General features: G+C 72.9%; 12 protein-coding genes and 1 pseudogene. 3 read left to right on the top strand and 10 right to left on the bottom strand.

Annotation, left to right across the window (positions count from 1 at the left end):
• Positions 1 to 103: 103 nt before the first annotated feature.
• The 4 genes from ACOBQU_RS38560 to ACOBQU_RS38575 form a co-directional block, all read right to left on the bottom strand.
• Positions 104 to 1,159 carry a terpene synthase family protein gene (locus ACOBQU_RS38560; protein WP_423634069.1) on the bottom strand — a complete coding sequence of 352 codons (1,056 nt, stop codon included), beginning with the start codon at positions 1,157 to 1,159 and terminating at the stop codon, positions 104 to 106.
• Positions 1,156 to 2,097 carry an SAM-dependent methyltransferase gene (locus ACOBQU_RS38565; RefSeq protein ID WP_423634071.1) on the bottom strand — a complete coding sequence of 314 codons (942 nt, stop codon included), beginning with the start codon at positions 2,095 to 2,097 and terminating at the stop codon, positions 1,156 to 1,158. Before ACOBQU_RS38565 ends, ACOBQU_RS38560 begins: the two co-directional genes overlap by 4 nt.
• A gap of 324 nt (positions 2,098 to 2,421) precedes the next feature.
• Positions 2,422 to 3,180 (bottom strand): DUF4253 domain-containing protein, encoded by a 759-nt coding sequence (locus tag ACOBQU_RS38570; protein WP_423634073.1) that lies wholly within the window; start codon positions 3,178 to 3,180, stop codon positions 2,422 to 2,424.
• Positions 3,181 to 3,337: 157 nt separating this feature from the next.
• Positions 3,338 to 5,785 (bottom strand): CHAT domain-containing protein, encoded by a 2,448-nt coding sequence (locus ACOBQU_RS38575; RefSeq protein ID WP_423634075.1) that lies wholly within the window; start codon positions 5,783 to 5,785, stop codon positions 3,338 to 3,340.
• A 28-nt stretch (positions 5,786 to 5,813) separates the two neighbouring features.
• Between ACOBQU_RS38575 and ACOBQU_RS38580 the strand changes: the two genes are divergently transcribed.
• Entirely contained in the window at positions 5,814 to 6,056 is a 243-nt protein-coding gene (locus tag ACOBQU_RS38580) for a hypothetical protein (protein ID WP_423634077.1), read from the top strand.
• A gap of 94 nt (positions 6,057 to 6,150) precedes the next feature.
• On the opposite strand, the gene ACOBQU_RS38585 is transcribed toward ACOBQU_RS38580, so the two are convergent.
• The 4 genes from ACOBQU_RS38585 to ACOBQU_RS38600 form a co-directional block, all read right to left on the bottom strand.
• Positions 6,151 to 7,590 (bottom strand): FG-GAP and VCBS repeat-containing protein, encoded by a 1,440-nt coding sequence (locus ACOBQU_RS38585; protein WP_423634079.1) that lies wholly within the window; start codon positions 7,588 to 7,590, stop codon positions 6,151 to 6,153.
• 171 nt (positions 7,591 to 7,761) lie between these two features.
• Positions 7,762 to 8,238 carry a hypothetical protein gene (locus ACOBQU_RS38590; protein ID WP_423634080.1) on the bottom strand — a complete coding sequence of 159 codons (477 nt, stop codon included), beginning with the start codon at positions 8,236 to 8,238 and terminating at the stop codon, positions 7,762 to 7,764.
• Between the two features lie 158 nt (positions 8,239 to 8,396).
• Positions 8,397 to 9,320: a GNAT family N-acetyltransferase gene (locus ACOBQU_RS38595; protein WP_423634997.1), complete on the bottom strand. Its 924-nt coding sequence runs from the start codon at positions 9,318 to 9,320 to the stop codon at positions 8,397 to 8,399.
• 410 nt (positions 9,321 to 9,730) lie between these two features.
• Positions 9,731 to 10,159 (bottom strand): winged helix-turn-helix transcriptional regulator, encoded by a 429-nt coding sequence (locus tag ACOBQU_RS38600; protein WP_423634082.1) that lies wholly within the window; start codon positions 10,157 to 10,159, stop codon positions 9,731 to 9,733.
• A 103-nt stretch (positions 10,160 to 10,262) separates the two neighbouring features.
• Here ACOBQU_RS38600 and ACOBQU_RS38605 point away from each other — a divergent pair, with 103 nt between their 5' ends.
• The gene (locus tag ACOBQU_RS38605; protein WP_423634084.1) at positions 10,263 to 11,129 is read left to right on the top strand and encodes an alpha/beta fold hydrolase; all 867 of its coding nucleotides are present in this window, start codon (positions 10,263 to 10,265) and stop codon (positions 11,127 to 11,129) included.
• A gap of 209 nt (positions 11,130 to 11,338) precedes the next feature.
• Here ACOBQU_RS38605 and ACOBQU_RS38610 read toward each other — a convergent pair.
• Both ACOBQU_RS38610 and ACOBQU_RS38615 read right to left on the bottom strand, forming a co-directional pair.
• Positions 11,339 to 11,619 (bottom strand): annotated as a pseudogene (locus ACOBQU_RS38610) (transposase family protein); the annotation flags it as partial.
• Between the two features lie 39 nt (positions 11,620 to 11,658).
• A complete protein-coding gene (locus ACOBQU_RS38615; RefSeq protein WP_423634085.1) occupies positions 11,659 to 12,201 on the bottom strand; it encodes a GrpB family protein in 543 nt (180 codons plus the stop codon).
• A 794-nt stretch (positions 12,202 to 12,995) separates the two neighbouring features.
• Here ACOBQU_RS38615 and ACOBQU_RS38620 point away from each other — a divergent pair.
• A complete protein-coding gene (locus tag ACOBQU_RS38620) occupies positions 12,996 to 16,295 on the top strand; it encodes an amino acid adenylation domain-containing protein (protein ID WP_423634087.1) in 3,300 nt (1,099 codons plus the stop codon).
• Positions 16,296 to 16,437 lie beyond the last annotated feature (142 nt).

The raw sequence follows: 16,437 nt of genomic DNA on the forward strand, positions 1-16,437 counted from the left end.
CACGGGTTCCGCTCCGGCCCCGGGTTCCCGGGCGGCCGAGGCCGTCCCGCACGAGGTCCTCGCCTCGCTCCGCGGGACGGCCACCGCGCGGTGGAGGCGAGGATCAGGTGTGCACGGTGGGCCGTCGGGGCAGGACGACGGTGCCGGAGGTCACCGGGCGGCCGTCGTGTTCGTCTCCGAAGTACCGGGTGGAGATCTGGGACCAGCGCAGGTTTCCGGTCATCAGATAGCCGATGCCGTGCAGATAGGCCCGTACGTCGGCACGTCGCCCCAGCGGGCCGCGCAGCAGGCCGTCACGGAGCCGGTGGAACTCGGCCTCCTGACGGTGGATCAGCTCGGCCGTGCGGTCGACGGCCCGCTGGAGCGGGAGCCGGTCATGGCGCATGAACGTCAGCAGCACGTTCATGGCCTCGTGGGCGTCGAGTTCCTTGGGGAAGGAGTACAGGTCGTTGACGAGGGTGATGTGGCGGATGGCGGCGCGGCGGGCGGCCATGACCTGCGCGGTGGCGGGCAGGTCGCCGAGGTCGATCCCGGTCGCGAACTCGACGTGGGTGGTCAGCCACCAGCCGTAGATGTTGGTCAGCCGCCGTTCGACGTAGTGGTCGAGGTCGAGGGTGACGCGGTTGTTGCGGTCGACCGCCTCGGCGTGGTGGCTGTGGGCCATGTCCCGCCACGCCTGCCGGGCGCGGGCGGCCAGGTGCGGCGGCATCAGGGCGTCGGCCGCCTCGACCGCCCGGTGGACCAGCGTGAACGCCGGGTGCTCCGGGGACGGGGCCTTCCCGTCGAACACCTCCAGCCACCGGGCGCAGAGCTGCCCGGCGGCCGCGGTGCGCTCCTGGATGCCGGGCCGGGAGAAGGTGTCGTCGTAGAGGGTGACCGCCAGGCACAGATCGCCGAGGACACGGCCGCGTTCGGCGTCGGCCTGCGGGAACGCCAGACAGCCGTAGTGGCTGATGCGCTGCCGCAGATACCGCTCCGCGCGCCGCTCGTCCCCGAAGTAGGCGCGCAGCAGCGGCCGCGCCCTGGACGCCGTGCGCGCGTCGAGCCGACGGCAGTCGCGGTGGCGGTCCTCGGGCAGGCGCGTGACGATCTCGGGGAGGACGAAGCTGCGTCCCGGTGCCGCCTGGACGGCCACCGGATCGACGGGGGTGCCGGTCATGCGCGCGGCGCTCCTTCCCGTACGGCGATGATGCTGTAGGCGGAGACCTCGTCCTTCAGGAGTCCGGCGGACATGTTGTCGGCCATGACGCGGAGTTCCTCCAGCGGGCCGCTGGCCCCCTCGGGAAAGGCGCGCTCGATACGGGCCTTGACCTGGCCGAACCAGTGCGCGACGTCGGCGTTGGAGGGCAGGACGCGCATGTCGGTGATGGTGAAGCCGCCCGTGCGGATGACATCGGCGAAGTAGTGGGAGGTCTTGCGGTTGCCGCAGGCGAGCCGGTCGAGCGCGTCGGGGACCGCCGAGGCGTACGTGCCGGTGTCCTTGTAGAGGGTGTCGGAGATGATGACGGTGCCGCCGGGGCGCACCCGGTCGGCGAGGGCCTTCACGGACCGCTCGAAGACGTCGTCGCGGAAGTGGGTGTACACGCCGCGGGCCACGACCAGGTCGTAGGGGGTTTCGGGGTCGGGGAGGCGGTCGACGTCCTGCCCGTTGCACAGGTAGAGGCGGACGCGGCCCGTCAGGTCGTGGTCGGCGAAGTAGTCCGCGCAGTAGGCGAGTTGATGGGGGCTGACGTTGACCGCGTCGATCCGCTGGCTGTCGTGGAAGCGGCGGGCGAGCAGGTAGCTGACGAACCCCCAGCCGCAGCCGAGGTCGAGGACGCGCCCGATCGGCGGGCGGGGGCCGGTCAGCAGTCCGGCGTGGTCGAGCTGGCGGTCGAAGAAGCGGATCCCGGCTTCGCCGAGGCTCAGACGGCGCCGGGCGCCCTCGTAGACGCCCCATTCGAACAGGCAGGTGTCGCCGAGGACCGCGCGCCAGCGGTCGGAGTGGTCGGCGTAGGTGGAGACGACCTTGTCGCGGTAGGGGTCGTGCAGGGGGCCGTGGATGACCGTCACGGACGCGGGCAGGGGCACGAGGCGGGGCTCTGGGCTGGCAGTCATGGGGTGCCTTCCCGTAGCTGTGGATGCGAGCGGGGCCTCACCGCGAGGGAGGCCGTCGTGCGTGCTCGCACCGTACGCGGAGGCGGCGGGCGTGACGCCGCGGGTATCGGACAGTACGTACGCCGCTGCCGTGACCGCGGCCCGCTCGTCACGCGGAGGAAACCCCTCAGCCGTGACGGGCGCGGCCGACCCGGCGGCCAGCTCGACCCGAGCTGCCCCTCGGCGCCCCCGGCCACCATGGCACGTGGCCGGGGCCCGGCCATGGCCGGGCCCCGGCTCGCTACGGGACGCCCGTGAAACCTGCCCCGGGCGACAGCCTCTTGGTCAGTCCCACCAGAACGTCCAGCAGTCGAGGTCGACGAGAGCGTCCGCGTAGGCGGACAGGTCGCGGTGCGCGCCCTGCCAGACGGTGTCGGGGCAGAAGGCGAAGTGCTCGGCGGCGACGGCCAGGGCCTCCTCGCGCCGTCTGGGCGGTGCGGCGACGCTGAGGTGGAGGGTGCTGAACCCGACGCCGACGACGCGTACGCCGAAGCGGCCCTCCCAGTCGCGGACGACGGCGGAGACGGCGGCCGTGTCGTCGTGGTGGTTGACGGGGCCGGTCCACCCGACGGCGGTGAGGGCCTCGGCTCCGCCGGGGGCCGCGACGAGGCCGAGGCGCACGTGCGGGTTCAGGGACTGGAAGACCAGCGCGTACTGCTCGGCCAGCTTGTCGGGGTCGGTGGAGGGCGCGAGGGCGGGGGAGAGGCCGGGCCAGGTCCGGCCGAAGGGGGCGGTGACCGCGAGGCGTTCGGCCGCCGAGAGCTGGTCGCCCTCGCCGCCCGTCGCGGTGCTCTCCTGCCACCAGCGGGCGAGGACTTCCTGGGGGTCGTGCTCTGCCGGGGAGGACATGCCCTCCGGTGACAGTTCGCCGCTGGCCCAGGGGCGGAAGGCCGTGTCGTCCAGGGCCAGGCAGTCCAGCAGGAGGGGCCAGAGACCTGAGGCGGCGTGCTCGGCGCGCAGCCGGGACCACAGCCGGGCCGTCGCCGGGCCGTCGCTCAGCCACAGCGGCCGCGTCTCGCCGTCCCCCTCGTCAGATGTGATCATGCGGCCGGGCGGCAGGGCCGCGCCATGAGGCAGAAGGGTTTCGAGGTTCACAAGCGGATGCTACGAGCAGGGTCCGACAGCGGACCCTGCGAGGCGCCCGGAAACCTGATGTGCGGGCATGGGGCGGGAAGGCCACGGTCGTCGCCCCCGGCCCGCGTCACGGCCCCGCATGCACCTGGCAGGCCCACAGGCTCGGCGTCTGCGGATAGGCGTCGCGCACAGTGCGTACGGCGGTGTGCAGGGCCTCGGCCGTGCGGGCCACGTCGAGCGTGCCGTCGCCCCGGTCCAGGACGTCGTACACCGCGAGTGCGACCTCGCGCCCGATCGTGTCGTCGACGTGCCACAGGGAGCCGACGACATGCGGGAAGCCCGCCATCTGGAAGGCGCTGACGATGTGGACGGCCTCGTCGGCGAGTTCGGGGCTGGTCAGCAGGGTGTCGCAGGAGGACAGGTAGGCGAGCTGGACCGACGGCAGCCGGAGCCGGGCCAACTCGCGGACCGTCAGCGGGCGTTCGGCGTGGTCGTGGAGGACGAGCCGACTGCCCGAGGCGCGTTCCAGGTCACCCAGGGCGTGGCAGGCGAAGTGGGCGTAGGCGTGCTGGTGCAGGGCGGACACGACCGCGGCGTGGGTGGCGGCGCCGTCCGCCAGCAGCCGTGACCCGCGCAGACGGCGCGCCAGGTCGTCGGCCTCGTCACGGGCGCCCGGCAGCGCGGCCACCCCGGCGGCCTCGCCGACGCTGACGACGAGGGTCCCCTCGCCTGCCGGGCGGGCGGCCCGCCGACGGGCGTGGTGCAGGGCCCGCAGCGTCGGCGTGTACGAGGACACCACCCGGTCCAGCGCGCCGGGAGCGGCGCCGGTGCCCGCGGGGGCCGCCGCGTGCAGGGGCAGCGTGCCCAGGACACCGCCGGGCGACCACCACACACGACGCGCACCGGGCAGCCGGTCGAGCACCGGACCGGTGACCGCCCGCCACAGCCAGGCGAGGGTGTCCCGCACGACCTGCTGCGCGCGCTGGGAGTGCTTGCGCGAGGTGTCCGGCGCGTCCAGGCGCACCAGCGCGTCCTCGAAGGCCCGGCGGCGCGTCGCCGTCGTCTCCGGATCGAGGTCCGGGAGCGGTACGGCGTCGATGGCGTGCTCGGTGACGAGCAGGGCGTGGCTGCCGTACGGGGAGACGTTGACCAGGACCACCGGGCCCGCGGCGGCCGTGGCGCGCAGCTCGTCCTCGTCCCAGTCCCGCACCGGGCGCAGCAGGCCGAGGCCGGGATGCTCGGCGCGGATCCGGGCGGACAGCTCGCGCCACTCGGCGGCCAGCCGCTGCCGTACGTCCGCACGGGCGTCAGCGGCACCGGGCGGCCCCTCCGGCAGCGGACCCAGGCCGTCCGTCGCCGTGTCGAGGACGTCCCGAAGCTCCTCGAAGCGGTCGGCGAGGGCGGGGGCGGCCTCGCGGAGCCGGGTCAGATCGCTGTCGGCGTCGAAGGCGTGGGAGAGGATCACGCCCCGCGCCTGTTCGAGCAGACCGACCGCGAGCCCGGGCCGACCGCACCGCACCGCGCACGCCGCGGCGGCGGCACCCAGCCCGACGGTACGGCTCAGCAGGAACTCCTGGTCGTCACGGACGAGATGGCGGGGCGCGACGGAGTGCAGCAGATCGACTGCCACCACATAGCCGTCCAGGGCGCCCGCCCAGTCACCCAGCTCCGCCAGGACCTCACCCCAGTCCCGTGCCGCGTCCAGGCGCGGCACGGGCGCGCACTGCTGCTCCAGGGCCGCTTCCCGGAACCGCTCGGCCGCTTCGAGCAGATCGCCGCGGCGGCGGCGACGGCGGCGACCGCCCGCACCGCGCAGGGCCCTGCCCAGGTTCGCCAGGCGCCCGGTGCGCGCGGGGTGGCCGGGCGGGGTGGCCTCGACCGCCCGGCGGTACAGGGAGACCACCTCGTCCTGGGCGGTCGACGACAGCAGGGTGCGCGGACTCAACAGCCGCGCGGCTGCGGCCGCCGTGAGGGCGCCGGGCAGGTCGGGCGAGCCCGGGGGCAGCGCCGCGGTCACCGCGTCGGCAAGGCCGCGCGCCTCCCGCGCCTCGTCGATCCGCAGGGTCCTGCCCATACGGCTCAACAGGGCGACGGCGAGGTTGTGGCGGCGCCGGGGCAGCAGCGGGTCGCCCTCCGGGGTGAGGGCGAGCGCCTGCCGCAGAAGCCGCACCGCCTCGTCGAGCCGGGCTACGGGGTCGGCGGCACGCTCGGCGCCCGCCAGGAGACTGAGCCCCGTCGAGCTCACCAGGGCCGCCTCGTGCGCGGGACCCAGGCCGGGCAGCCCGGCGGCCCGCCGCCGGATCGCCTCGACCTCGCGCAGGTCGCCGCCGTCCTCGGTCAGCCGGTGCCGCAGACCCAGCGCGGCACTCAGGTTGAGCAGCCGCAGCCCCAGCGACCCGTGCCCCTGCGGGGTGCGGGCCACCGACTCCCGGTGGACCCGCACCGCCTCGTTCAACTCCTGTGGGTCTCCCGAACGCTGGTAGCGGGCGATCAGCACCAGGCCGAGGTCGTCGAGCGCCGCCGGGCGGTCCGGGTGGTCCGTACGCCAGATCCAGTCCGCCCACGACTCCTTCACCGCCGCCGCCCGCCTCGCCGCCTGGGCCGTGGGCTACGCTCTGCTCGCCTGCTGGTGGTGGCCGACCGCGGTGGCCGCCGTCTGCTGCGCGGTCGTCGCCCGCTCCCGCGCCCACGACGCCCTGGACGCGTTCGCGGAGCTGGTCGAGGCCGCCGTCGACGTCCACGCCCGGGAACTGGCCGAGCGGATCGGCCTGGTCGGGGCGGACTCGGCGGTGCTGGGCCACGGGGTGGGGGACCGCATGTCGGAGCTGTTCAGGAAGGCCGGGTGACAAGGGGCGCGGCGGTGCTTGTGCCGCGGGGGCCCGGGTCCCGCCGCAGCGGCGGGACCCGGGGCCCCCGGGGTTGGTGCGGTGCGGTGACCCGTCAGCGGGCGAGTACGCCGAAGTCGGTGCCGTCGACGACCTGGGAGTCGACCGGCGGCTTCACGACGCGGGTGGGGGAGGACCCGGCGACCTTGCCGCCCTTGGTGCCGACCGACCAGACCTCCGGCGTGGTCGCCCGGACCGGGATGGTGATCTCGGGCTGCTTGTCGTTGTTCAGGTCCGTGGTCTTGAGCTGCGTGGGGATGCGGTACGTGCCCGTCGGGCGGGGCAGGCCGGGCGCGTTGTAGGCGTAGAACGCGGCGCCGGTGCCGGTGACGCCCTTGGAGGAGCCCTTCAGCGTGTAGAGGCCGCCGCCGCTGATGTAGCAGTGCTCGCAGGTGGGCTTGCGCTCACCGGGGGCGCCCACGACGAGGTCGGCGTAGCCGTCGCGGTTGAGGTCGGCCGCGGCGACGGAGAACCCGAAGCGGTCGGCCTGCTGCACCCCGCCGGGGACGCCGGGGGTGTCCTCGGTGAACATCCGCATGCGGCGGTTCTCGTCCACGCCGTTGGACCCGCCGTAGTTGACCCGGACCACGCCCGCGGCGCGTTCGGTGTCGAGCGTGGACTCCGCGTCGCCCACCGCCACGTCGCCGTAGCCGTCCTTGTCGAAGTCCGCGATGGCGACGCTGTTGCCGCCCCGAATGGTGGCGGGCGTCAGACGCAGCCCGGACGCCCCGCCGAGCAGGACCCGGCCGCGCATGCGCTCCTCACCGAGGACGACGAGGTCGTCGATGGACCCCTTGTTGACGCGGCCCACCGCGATCCGGTCCTGCGCGTCGTCGCCGTAGACGGGGTAGGTGCGGCCGGTGTCCACCTTCCGCGTCGAGGCGGGCGAGCCGTCCGCCTTGAAGGGGCCCTTGAAGAGGCGCAGCGACGTGGAGTAGCCCACGACCAGGTCGGTCTTCCCGTCGCCGGTGAAGTCACCCGCCTTCAGGACCGAGCCGAAGCCGGGCCGGTGCAGGGGGTCGGCCACCTCGGTGCCGCCCTTGAGGCCGTCGCGGCTGCCCCAGACCAGGCTGACCTGGTCCCGGCCGCCCACGGCGAGGTCCGCGTAGCCGTCGGCGTTGAAGTCGCCGGTGGCGAGAACCCGCCCGAACCGACCGCCCTGCCTCGGGTCGCCCGGCACTCCGGGGCTGTTCTGCGAGAGGGCCTTCAGGCCGGTCTTCTGGGCGCCGTTCTTGCCGCCGTACGAGACGGTGACGTATCCGGCGCCCGCCAACGCCGTGGTGGTGCCGTCCGGACCGGGGACGTTCACGGTGGCGCTCGGGGAGCCGATGGCCAGGTCGTGGTAGCCGTCGCCGTTGAAGTCGTCGGCGTACCGGCTGGCCGCGGGAGCCGCGGTGGCGGCCTCGGCCTGGGTGCCGGTGGAGACCAGCAGGCCTCCGGTGAGCGTGGTGGCCGCCGCGGCGACCGCGATGGCGTGACGGATGTGGCGTCGCACGTCCGGTTTCCCCCTAGGGAGTCGATCAGATGGACGACTCCAAGACCTCCACCGCACGCGAACGGTTGTACGGATCTTCGTGCCGCTTCGCCGCTGGCGCTGTCGCCGGTGCCGCCCCGTCGCCGCGGGTCCTGCCTGGTGGCGGCGCCGTGACGGCGCGCCCGCGGCCCGCTACCCCAGGGCGTCGCGGGCCGCGTCCAGGAACCTCGACCGGTTGCCCTCCAGGTAGTCCCGTACGCTCTCGTCGTCCGGCAGCCCGTGCCACACGGTCCTGTTGAGGTCGAGGAAGTGCGCGTGCGCGGCATCGGGCACGGGCTGGGCGAACTGGACGCGCAGGAGCCGGTCCGCGACCCACAACCTGGCCATGACGTCCCGGGTCGTGAGGTACCAGTCATCGGTGTCGTCCCACTCGGAGGGCCGCGTGTAGGCGCAGCGTTCCGCCTCCGCCGACACCTCGATGAACCGCTCAAGCAGCGCCAGCCGTTCCGCGCGCCGGGTCTCCGACAGCGCGATCCGCTGCCGCTGCTGTTCGGCGCGTTCCGCTGACAGCTGGGTCCTGTGCTGAACGAGGAAGGACAGGACGCCGCCCAGGACGACGCCGCCCAGCGATATGAGGGACACCCAGATCTGACCTGCCATGCCGATCATCGTTCCACAGCGTCGATCTTCGATGCGGATGGGCTGAGGCAGGGGGCCTGGCACCAGGGCTGCCCTGGATGGCGCTGTTCAGGGGCTGGTCACCCGCCGGTGTTCCGGGCTTCGGCCGCGGGCGGGGCACCGGCTGCGGCGCCCCACCCGGCGCTCGATCAGTCCCAGGTCATGTTGATCTCCCGCTGGAAGTTGACGTATCCGGCGCGCCGGAAGGCGTTGGCCATCGGGACGTTGCCGAGGTCCGTGGCCGCGCGGACACGGGGGACGCCCTGCTCGGCGAGGACGCGGGTGCCCTCGGCGAGGACGTCGTCGATGTAGCCCCTGCCGCGGTGGGCGGGCAGGACCCCGATGTACGCGATGATCGGGTTGTAGTCGTTGCGGGCCGGGATGACGAACCCCACGGGCTCTCCGTCGGGCAGCGTCGCGACGCGCCACCAGTCGTGCGGGCTCGTGTACCGCGCCAATTCGGTCTCGTAGTGCTGAGTGGCCGCCTCGCGGACGGACATCCGGGTCAGGTCGTCGCGGCCGTGGGCGTCCAGCGTTCCGTCCAGCACCGAGGCCATCAGGCCGACGAGTTCCTCGGCGTCGCGGACCGGCCGGAAGACGAGGCGCCCGCCGGGCTGTGGAACCGGTGATTCCGGGCGCCACTCCAGGCGCAGCCGTTCGACGAAGAGCCGGGCACCGGTCCGTTCGAGCACGGACATGCGGTCCTCGACAGCCCGTCTCGTACCCGCGTCGTCACGCCAGTCCGGTGGGACGAAGCGGCTGTACTCAGGGCGACGCGCCCCCTCCGGGAGGGTCGCGGCCATCGCCGTGCGCAGGAGCCGCACCCCGATGTCGATGTGATCGGAGCCCGAGGCGCCGTCCTCGATGTCGAGGACGTCCAGGATCAGCGGCGCCTCGCCCTGTGCGCGGCTCCACCAGGCCACCCTGGCCAGCGGGCGGTCACCGCGCAGGGCGACCCACATCCACTCCGGGCGTCGGCGGCCGTCGGCGAGGTCGTTCGGCAGTTCCTCGTTGAGGACGTAGGGCAGTTGGCAGAAGAGGTCGAGTTCTTCGCGCCCGGTGATCGGGCGCATGGTCAGGTCGTGCGTGTTCACGGTGAAGGCACACTCCGGTGAAGGCGCCCGTCCGTTCCGGGGTCAGACGCGGTCCGCACCCCGGGAGGACACAAGCGCGGTGATCATGGCGATCATGGCTTATCCCTCCTCTCGCTGTCGTGGCCCCGCGATCCTCGTGACGGGGGCTCAGCGCTCATGCCTATCCGACCGCGCCTCGCGCCCGCAACGTCTTTTCGATCACTCCGCTGACACTCTGCTGACGCACCGGGGTCGTCGCCACGTCCACCGGTGGGACCTCGCGTCCTCGCGGTGCGGCCGGAGGACGCCACCTGGAGGCCCAGACCGACGTGGGCCTCGCCCGCCTGCGCGCCAGAGGCCGCCCGGACCGCTGGCACCGCCTCCCGAGCGGCACCGGCCGCCTGCTCGACTCATTGCGCCGCTTCGCCGTTGGCGGCGGAACGGTGGGCGAGCCGGTTGTTGCGGTCGATCTCCGGCATGTGTGTCTCGGCCCAGTCCCGCAGGGCGGAGAGCGGCCTTTCGAGGGACAGGCCGAGTTCGGTGAGCCGGTAGTGGACGGCGGGCGGCACGGTGGGTTCCACGCGGCGCGCGACCAGGCCGTCGCGGACCAGGCTCTGCAGGGTGAGGGACAGCATCTTCTGTGAGATGCCCGGGACACGGCGCCGGAGTTCCGCGAAACGGAGCTCGCCCGGAGCCTCCTCGGCCAGCACCTTCACCGCCATGGACGTCCACTTGGTGCCTATGCGGTCGAGCAGCTGGCGGGTCGGGCAGAGCGGATCCAGCAGGTCGCCGCGGTCACCGGCCCGCCGGTCGGGTCCGCCGGGACTGGACGTGGTCACCTGGAGCTCACCACCTGAAGGGAAAGTGCCGTCTTGGGCGGAACAGGATAGTTCCCTAGCGTGACCTGGTCTCCATCCCTCACCACACACCTGGAGCCCCGTCATGCCCGAACTGCGTCGCGTCCGCGCCAACGGCGTCGAGCTGAACGTCGCCCTCGCCGGATCGGGACCGGCCGTCCTGCTGCTGCACGGCTTCCCGCACACCTGGGAGCTGTGGACGGACGTCATGGCCGACCTGACCGGCCGCTACCGCGTCATCGCGCCGGACCTGCGGGGGTTCGGCGCGAGCGGCCGGGCCGCCTCCGGGTACGACGCGGGCACCCTGGCCGAGGACGCCGCGGCGCTTCTCGCCGCGCTCGGCGTGCCCTCGGCCGCGGTGGTGGGCATCGACGCGGGCACCGCACCGGCCTTCCTCCTCGCCCTGCGGCGCCCCGGTCTCGTCCGGCGCCTGGTCGTCATGGAATCCGTGCTGGGCGGGCTGCCCGGCGCCGAGGACTTCCTCGCCGACGGGCCGCCGTGGTGGTTCGGCTTCCACTCCGCCGCGCCCGGCCTCGCCGAGACCGTGCTGGAGGGGCACGAGGCCGAATACGTCGACTGGTTCCTGAACACCGGCACGCTCGGCGACGGGGTGCGCCCCGCCCTCCGGGACGCCTTCGTCCGCGCGTACACCGGCCGCCAGGCGCTGAGCTGCGCGTTCTCGTACTACCGGGCCCTGCCCGAGAGCGCCGAACAGATCGCGCGGGAGACCGCCACCGCCCGCCTGACGGTGCCGACGCTGGCGCTGGGCGCCCGGCCCGTCGGCGCCGCGCTGGAACGCCAACTCCGCACGATCGCCGACGATCTCACCGGGCACGTCATCGAGGACTGCGGCCACATCATTCCGCTGCACCGGCCGCGTGCCCTGCTGGCGCTGTTGCGCCCCTTCCTGGCGGGCATCGCTATCAACGGTGGCTGGGCCCCGACCCGCTGAACCTTCAGAGCCCGCTGGCGAAATGGTTCCGGCGCGGGCGGGAATGGCGTGATGTCTCGTCAACGGGACAGGGGACCGCATTCCCCCGGTGTAGGAAGTTCCAGCCCTCGTCGCCTTCTGAAAGCAACCCGCGCCTTCTGAAAGCGCCCCGCGCACATGCTCGGTCCGGCAATCACCCCTCGATCCGCGACAACGAGCGTTTTTCAACCTCACTCCGACTCGGTCAGATGAAGAGTGAGGACGGCCTGGACGAGCCTGCTGATCCGGGTAGTTGAACACCGCGGTTTGCGAAGCAGCCGCCAGGACTTGAGGGTGGCGACGGCCTGCTCGACGAGTCCCCGAATCTTCGCGTGGGACCCGTCCACCGCCTTCCGGCCATCGGAGAGAGCCTCCCACCTGCCCCAATATGGGACACGGACCTGCCGCCAGCGCCCCGGTAGCCCTTGTCGACCCCGTACTTGATCCCGGCGTCGGCGAGGGCATCGATGATGCAACTGCCGAACGCTGTGGCCTGGTTGACAGGGAGCCGCTACTTCTCCCATACGGGCACCGATGGCAGGCCGAGTTGTGAGCGAGCGCGGTCGGTGAGTTCCTGCACCAGCACCGTCTTGGCACGCGCATACTCCGCCGGTCCCGTACCGGCAGCGACGATCGCCCGTTTGAGCTGCGCGTACCGGGTCGCGTCCTCGGGATGGGCGCACAGGTAGTCCCGGAAGATCCGCTGGTTCCGGGTAGGCCAACTCTCCAGGGTCACCACGTGCAGGATGTGACTGCGGACCCTGTCCTCTGCGCGGACGTACAGCAACCGGTCGGTCATCCCGTTGTCGTGGGGGTGGAAGCCGAGGTCGGAGAGCGCCGCCTGGTGGGGTGCGGCGTGCGCCAGGTCGTGGACGGCAGCCATCAGGTCGATGACGGGCTTGGCCGCCAACCCCGGGACAGCGGTCGAGCCGATGTGCTCGATCTCCAGGAACAGCCCAGGTGCCGCTGCACGCAGGGCATCGATGGCGGTAGCGGCTTGTTGGGGCCAGCTCGGGTCGTAGTCGGCTATGTGGATGCCGCCGGGCTCTGACACGGTCGTCATCCTGGTCAACGCACGCTGCGATGTCCACCGGAATTCCGCCCAGCGACTACGCCCGCTGTCACCAGCCGAGGTTGGAAAGGCTCAACGACTCGTCGTCAACCATTCGGGTCGACGGATCGGCCCGCCCGATTTCACCAACCGCCAAGCTCCTTCAACGGGCAACGTCATCGCGGGACCGACGCGCGATAACGCGCCGTGCGATAAAGGGCGTTGAGAAGCGCCGGTCGCGGCGATGCCATCGGTTCTTATCGTTCGTATAACCCCGCTTCATGGGAGCGTGTCCATAAGGCCCCGTGATGGAATTGAGAAGCGGTCGTGCAAGGTGCGGCGGATCAGCCGGAGCTACTGTTCTCGTAACGCAGGACAACGCACAGCGGGTTGAGGGCGGAGTGCGCCCCGGGTTCCGGCTGCGATTCATGTGCATGGTGATCGTGGTGTGGGTGATGGGTGACTCTTCAGCCAGGCGTGCCGTGCGCCACGCGTGTTGTTGGAACCCGATCAGCAGAAAAACTCCGGTCAACGGGCAGACCGGCGCGGAAAAACGCGACCGCATCACGGAACGCGCGCCCAATTGCCCGTGACGCACTGCCACTCCTAGGCCGACCGCCCCTTCAGGGTGCCCGAAAAGAAACGGGGATTCCAGGGAGGGGGAAGGCCGAATTCCGTCGCCGGTCCGACGCTTCGAGCGCCCCAGGCCCGGTCGGAGCCGTCCAGTGTTCCGGCACCTCGCAGACCCCTGACTTCCACCTGACTTCCACGCACCGCACTGAGCATCTGGAGCCGTCATGACCACCCACGCACCGCCCGCAGCCTCCCCGGCGCCACCGCCCCTGCCCCAGGCCACCTTCTCGGCACTGTTCGAGGCGCAGGTGCGCAAGACCCCCGAGGCGCTGGCCGTCGAGTCCGCCGAACACGCCTGGACGTACCGTGAGGTCAACGCCCGCGCGAACCGAGTGGCCCACTGGCTGGCAGGGCGGGGCATCGGCCCGGAACACCTGGTCGCGGTGGCGGTCCCCCGGTCGGCCGAGCAGATCGCCATGGTCATCGGCATCCTGAAGGCAGGCGCACTGCACCTCCCCCTGGACCTGAGCTACCCACAGGACCGCATCGCCTACATGGTCGCCGACGCCGCCCCCTCACTCATCCTGACCACCCAGCACGCGGTAGGACGCCTGCCCGACGGCCTGGCGGCGGACGCCGTCGCGGTGGACGCGCCGGAAACGGTGGCGGCCTGGCAGCGGACGCCGACGTCGGACCTGACCGACTCCGAGCGGGCCGCACCCCTGACCCCGGCCCACGGCGCGTACGCGATCTACACCTCGGGTTCGACAGGACGGCCCAAGGGCGTGGTGGTGACCCACTCGGGGTTCGCCGCACTGCGCGCCACGATCCTCGATGGCCTCGACGTGACGGGGGACACCCGGGTCCTGCAGTTCGCCTCCCCGAGCTTCGACGTGTCCTTCTGCGAACTGCTCATGGCCGTGACCACCGGCGGCGCCCTCATCCTGCCCGCGCACGAGCGGCTCGTGGGGGACGACCTGGTCGACACCCTGGTCACGCGGGGCGTCACCCACGCACTGCTGCCGCCCAGCCTGCTGGCCACGCTGCCCAAGGGCACGGCGGCCGGACTCAAGGACCTGCGGGTCCTCGCGGTCGCGGGCGAGGCGTGCCCGCCCGGCCTGGTGGCCGAGTGGAGCCACGGGCGACGGTTCGTCAACGGCTACGGGCCGACGGAGACCACCGTGGGCGCCACGCTCAGCGGACCCCTCGGCGAGGGCGCCGCCCCGATCGGCACGGCCATCACCGACACCAGCGTGTACCTCCTCGACGACCGCCTCACCCCCGTCCCGGACGGAGAACCCGGCGAACTGTACGTGGCGGGACCCGGGCTCGCCCGCGGGTACCTGGGGCGCCCCGCTCTGACGGGCGACCGCTTCGTCGCGGACCCGTTCGGCCCCAAGGGCGGCCGCATGTACCGCACCGGCGACCTGGTCCGCAGGGGCGCCGACGGGCAGTTCGAGTTCCTCGGCCGCAGCGACGACCAGGTCAAGGTGCGCGGGCTGCGCATCGAGACGGGGGAGGTCGAAGCGGCACTCGCCGCCCACCCCCGGGTGCGCCAGGCCGTGGTCGTCGCCCACGAGGGCGCCGACGGCCTCGGCAGGCAACTCGTCGGCTACGTGGTGCTGGTGCCCGACGACGAGGAGCACGCGGCCGAGCGGGGCAGCGGCACCGGACACTGGGCGCTGGAGTCCGGGTTCGGCGCGGCGGACCTGCGCGCGTTCGCGGCCGCGCGACTGCCGGACTACATGGTGCCCGCCGTGGTGACGGCCCTCGACGAGATGCCGCTGACCGCCAACGGGAAGGTGGACAAGAAGGCCCTCCCGGCACCGGAGTTCCACGGCGCGGCGTACCGGGCCCCCGCATCCCGCACGGAGCGGGCCCTGGCCGACGCGTTCGCGTCGGTGCTGTCCGTTGAGCGGGTCGGCGCCGACGACGACTTCCTCGCGCTCGGCGGCGACAGCGTCCAGTCCCTCCAGATCGCCTCCCGGGCCCGTGCACAGGGCGTCCGAGTGACCGCCCGGCAGGTGTTCGAGCACCGCACCGTGGCCGCGCTGGCCGAACTGGCCGACGGCGCGTCACAGGCCGAAGGCCCGGTGCTGCCGGAGCTGGAGGGCGAAGGCGTGGGCTGGCTTCCGCACCTGCCCATCACACGGATGCTCCAAGCCCACGGGCCCGGCTTCGAACGCTTCTCCCAGGCCGTGCTCCTGGAGCTACCCGAGGACATCGACCACCCGGGCCTCCGCGCCACCCTCAGCGCCGTGTTCGACCGGCACGACCTCCTGCGGGCCCGCCTCGTGGACGACGGCGGCGGGGGACTCCTGGTCGGCGCGGAAGGCTCCGCGGACATCGACGGCCTGCTCCACCGCGTCCCCCGCCACGCACCGTGGGACGCCGCACAGGGCGAGGACACCGAGGAGTGGCACACCGTGCTGCGCACCCACCTCGACGCCGCCACACGGCGACTGGACCCCGAGACGGGCGCGGTCGCGCAGTGCGTGTGGTTCGACCCGGGCCCCGCGCGACCGGGACGCCTCCTGATGGTGCTCCACCACCTCGTCGTGGACGGCGTCTCCTGGCGCATCCTCATGCCCGACCTGGCCACCGCGTGGCGCCAGGTCCGCGCGGGCCGCACCCCCGAACTCGCCCCCGTACCCACCTCCATGCGCCGGTGGGCGCACGCCCTGACGCAGGAGGCGCGGCGGCCCGGGCGGATCGCCGAACTGGACGTGTGGCGCGGCATCCTCGAAGGACCCGACCCGGCGCTCGGAGCCCGCCGCCTGGACCCCGCGGTGGACGTGAAGAGCACCCTGACCCACCACCGCGTCCACGTGCCGCCCGACGTCACCGAGGCGCTGCTGATCAGCCTCCCCGCCGCCTACCACGGCAGCGTCAACGACGGGCTGCTGGCCGCTCTCGCGCTGGCCGTGGCCAAGTGGCGCGCCGAGCGCGGCGTGGACGAACCGTCGACGCTGATCACGCTGGAGGGCCACGGCCGCGAGGACGCCGCCGCGCCCGGCGCCGACCTGTCACGCACCGTCGGCTGGTTCACCAGCGTCTTCCCCGCCAGGCTCGACGTGACCGGGATCGACCTGGACGAGGCGTTCGCGGGCGGCCCGGCCGCGGGCCACGCCGTCAAGGCGGTCAAGGAGCAACTCCTCGCCCTGCCGGACAAGGGCATCGGCTACGGCCTCCTGCGCCACCTCAACCCCGAAACCGCGGCCGCCCTGGAGCCGTACGACAGGGGCAGATCTCCTTCAACTACCTGGGCCGGTTCTCGGAGGCCGCCGACATGCCCGCGGACCTGCGCGGCCTCGGCTTCACCCAGGCACCCGGCGTCGCGGAACTGGCGGAGCTGGACGTGGGCCACGACCCGCGCACACCCGCGCACTCCGAAGTCGACATCAACGCTTCCGTCACCGGCACCGACCACGGCCCGTGCCTCGGCGCCCTGTTCACCGCACCCCGAGGCGTCCTGTCCGCGGACGAGACAGCCCGGCTTGCCGACCTGTGGCGCCAGGCCCTGAAAGGACTCGCCCGGCACGCCGCCCAGCCCGGCGCGGGCAGCCTGACCCCCTCCGACGTGCCCCTGGTCAGCGTCTCGCAGGCCGACATCGACGGATGGCAGCGGGACTACCCCGGCCTGTCCGACATCTGGCCCGTCTCACC

The organism is Streptomyces sp. G45 (assembly GCF_049542095.1).
Lineage (GTDB): Bacteria > Actinomycetota > Actinomycetes > Streptomycetales > Streptomycetaceae > Streptomyces.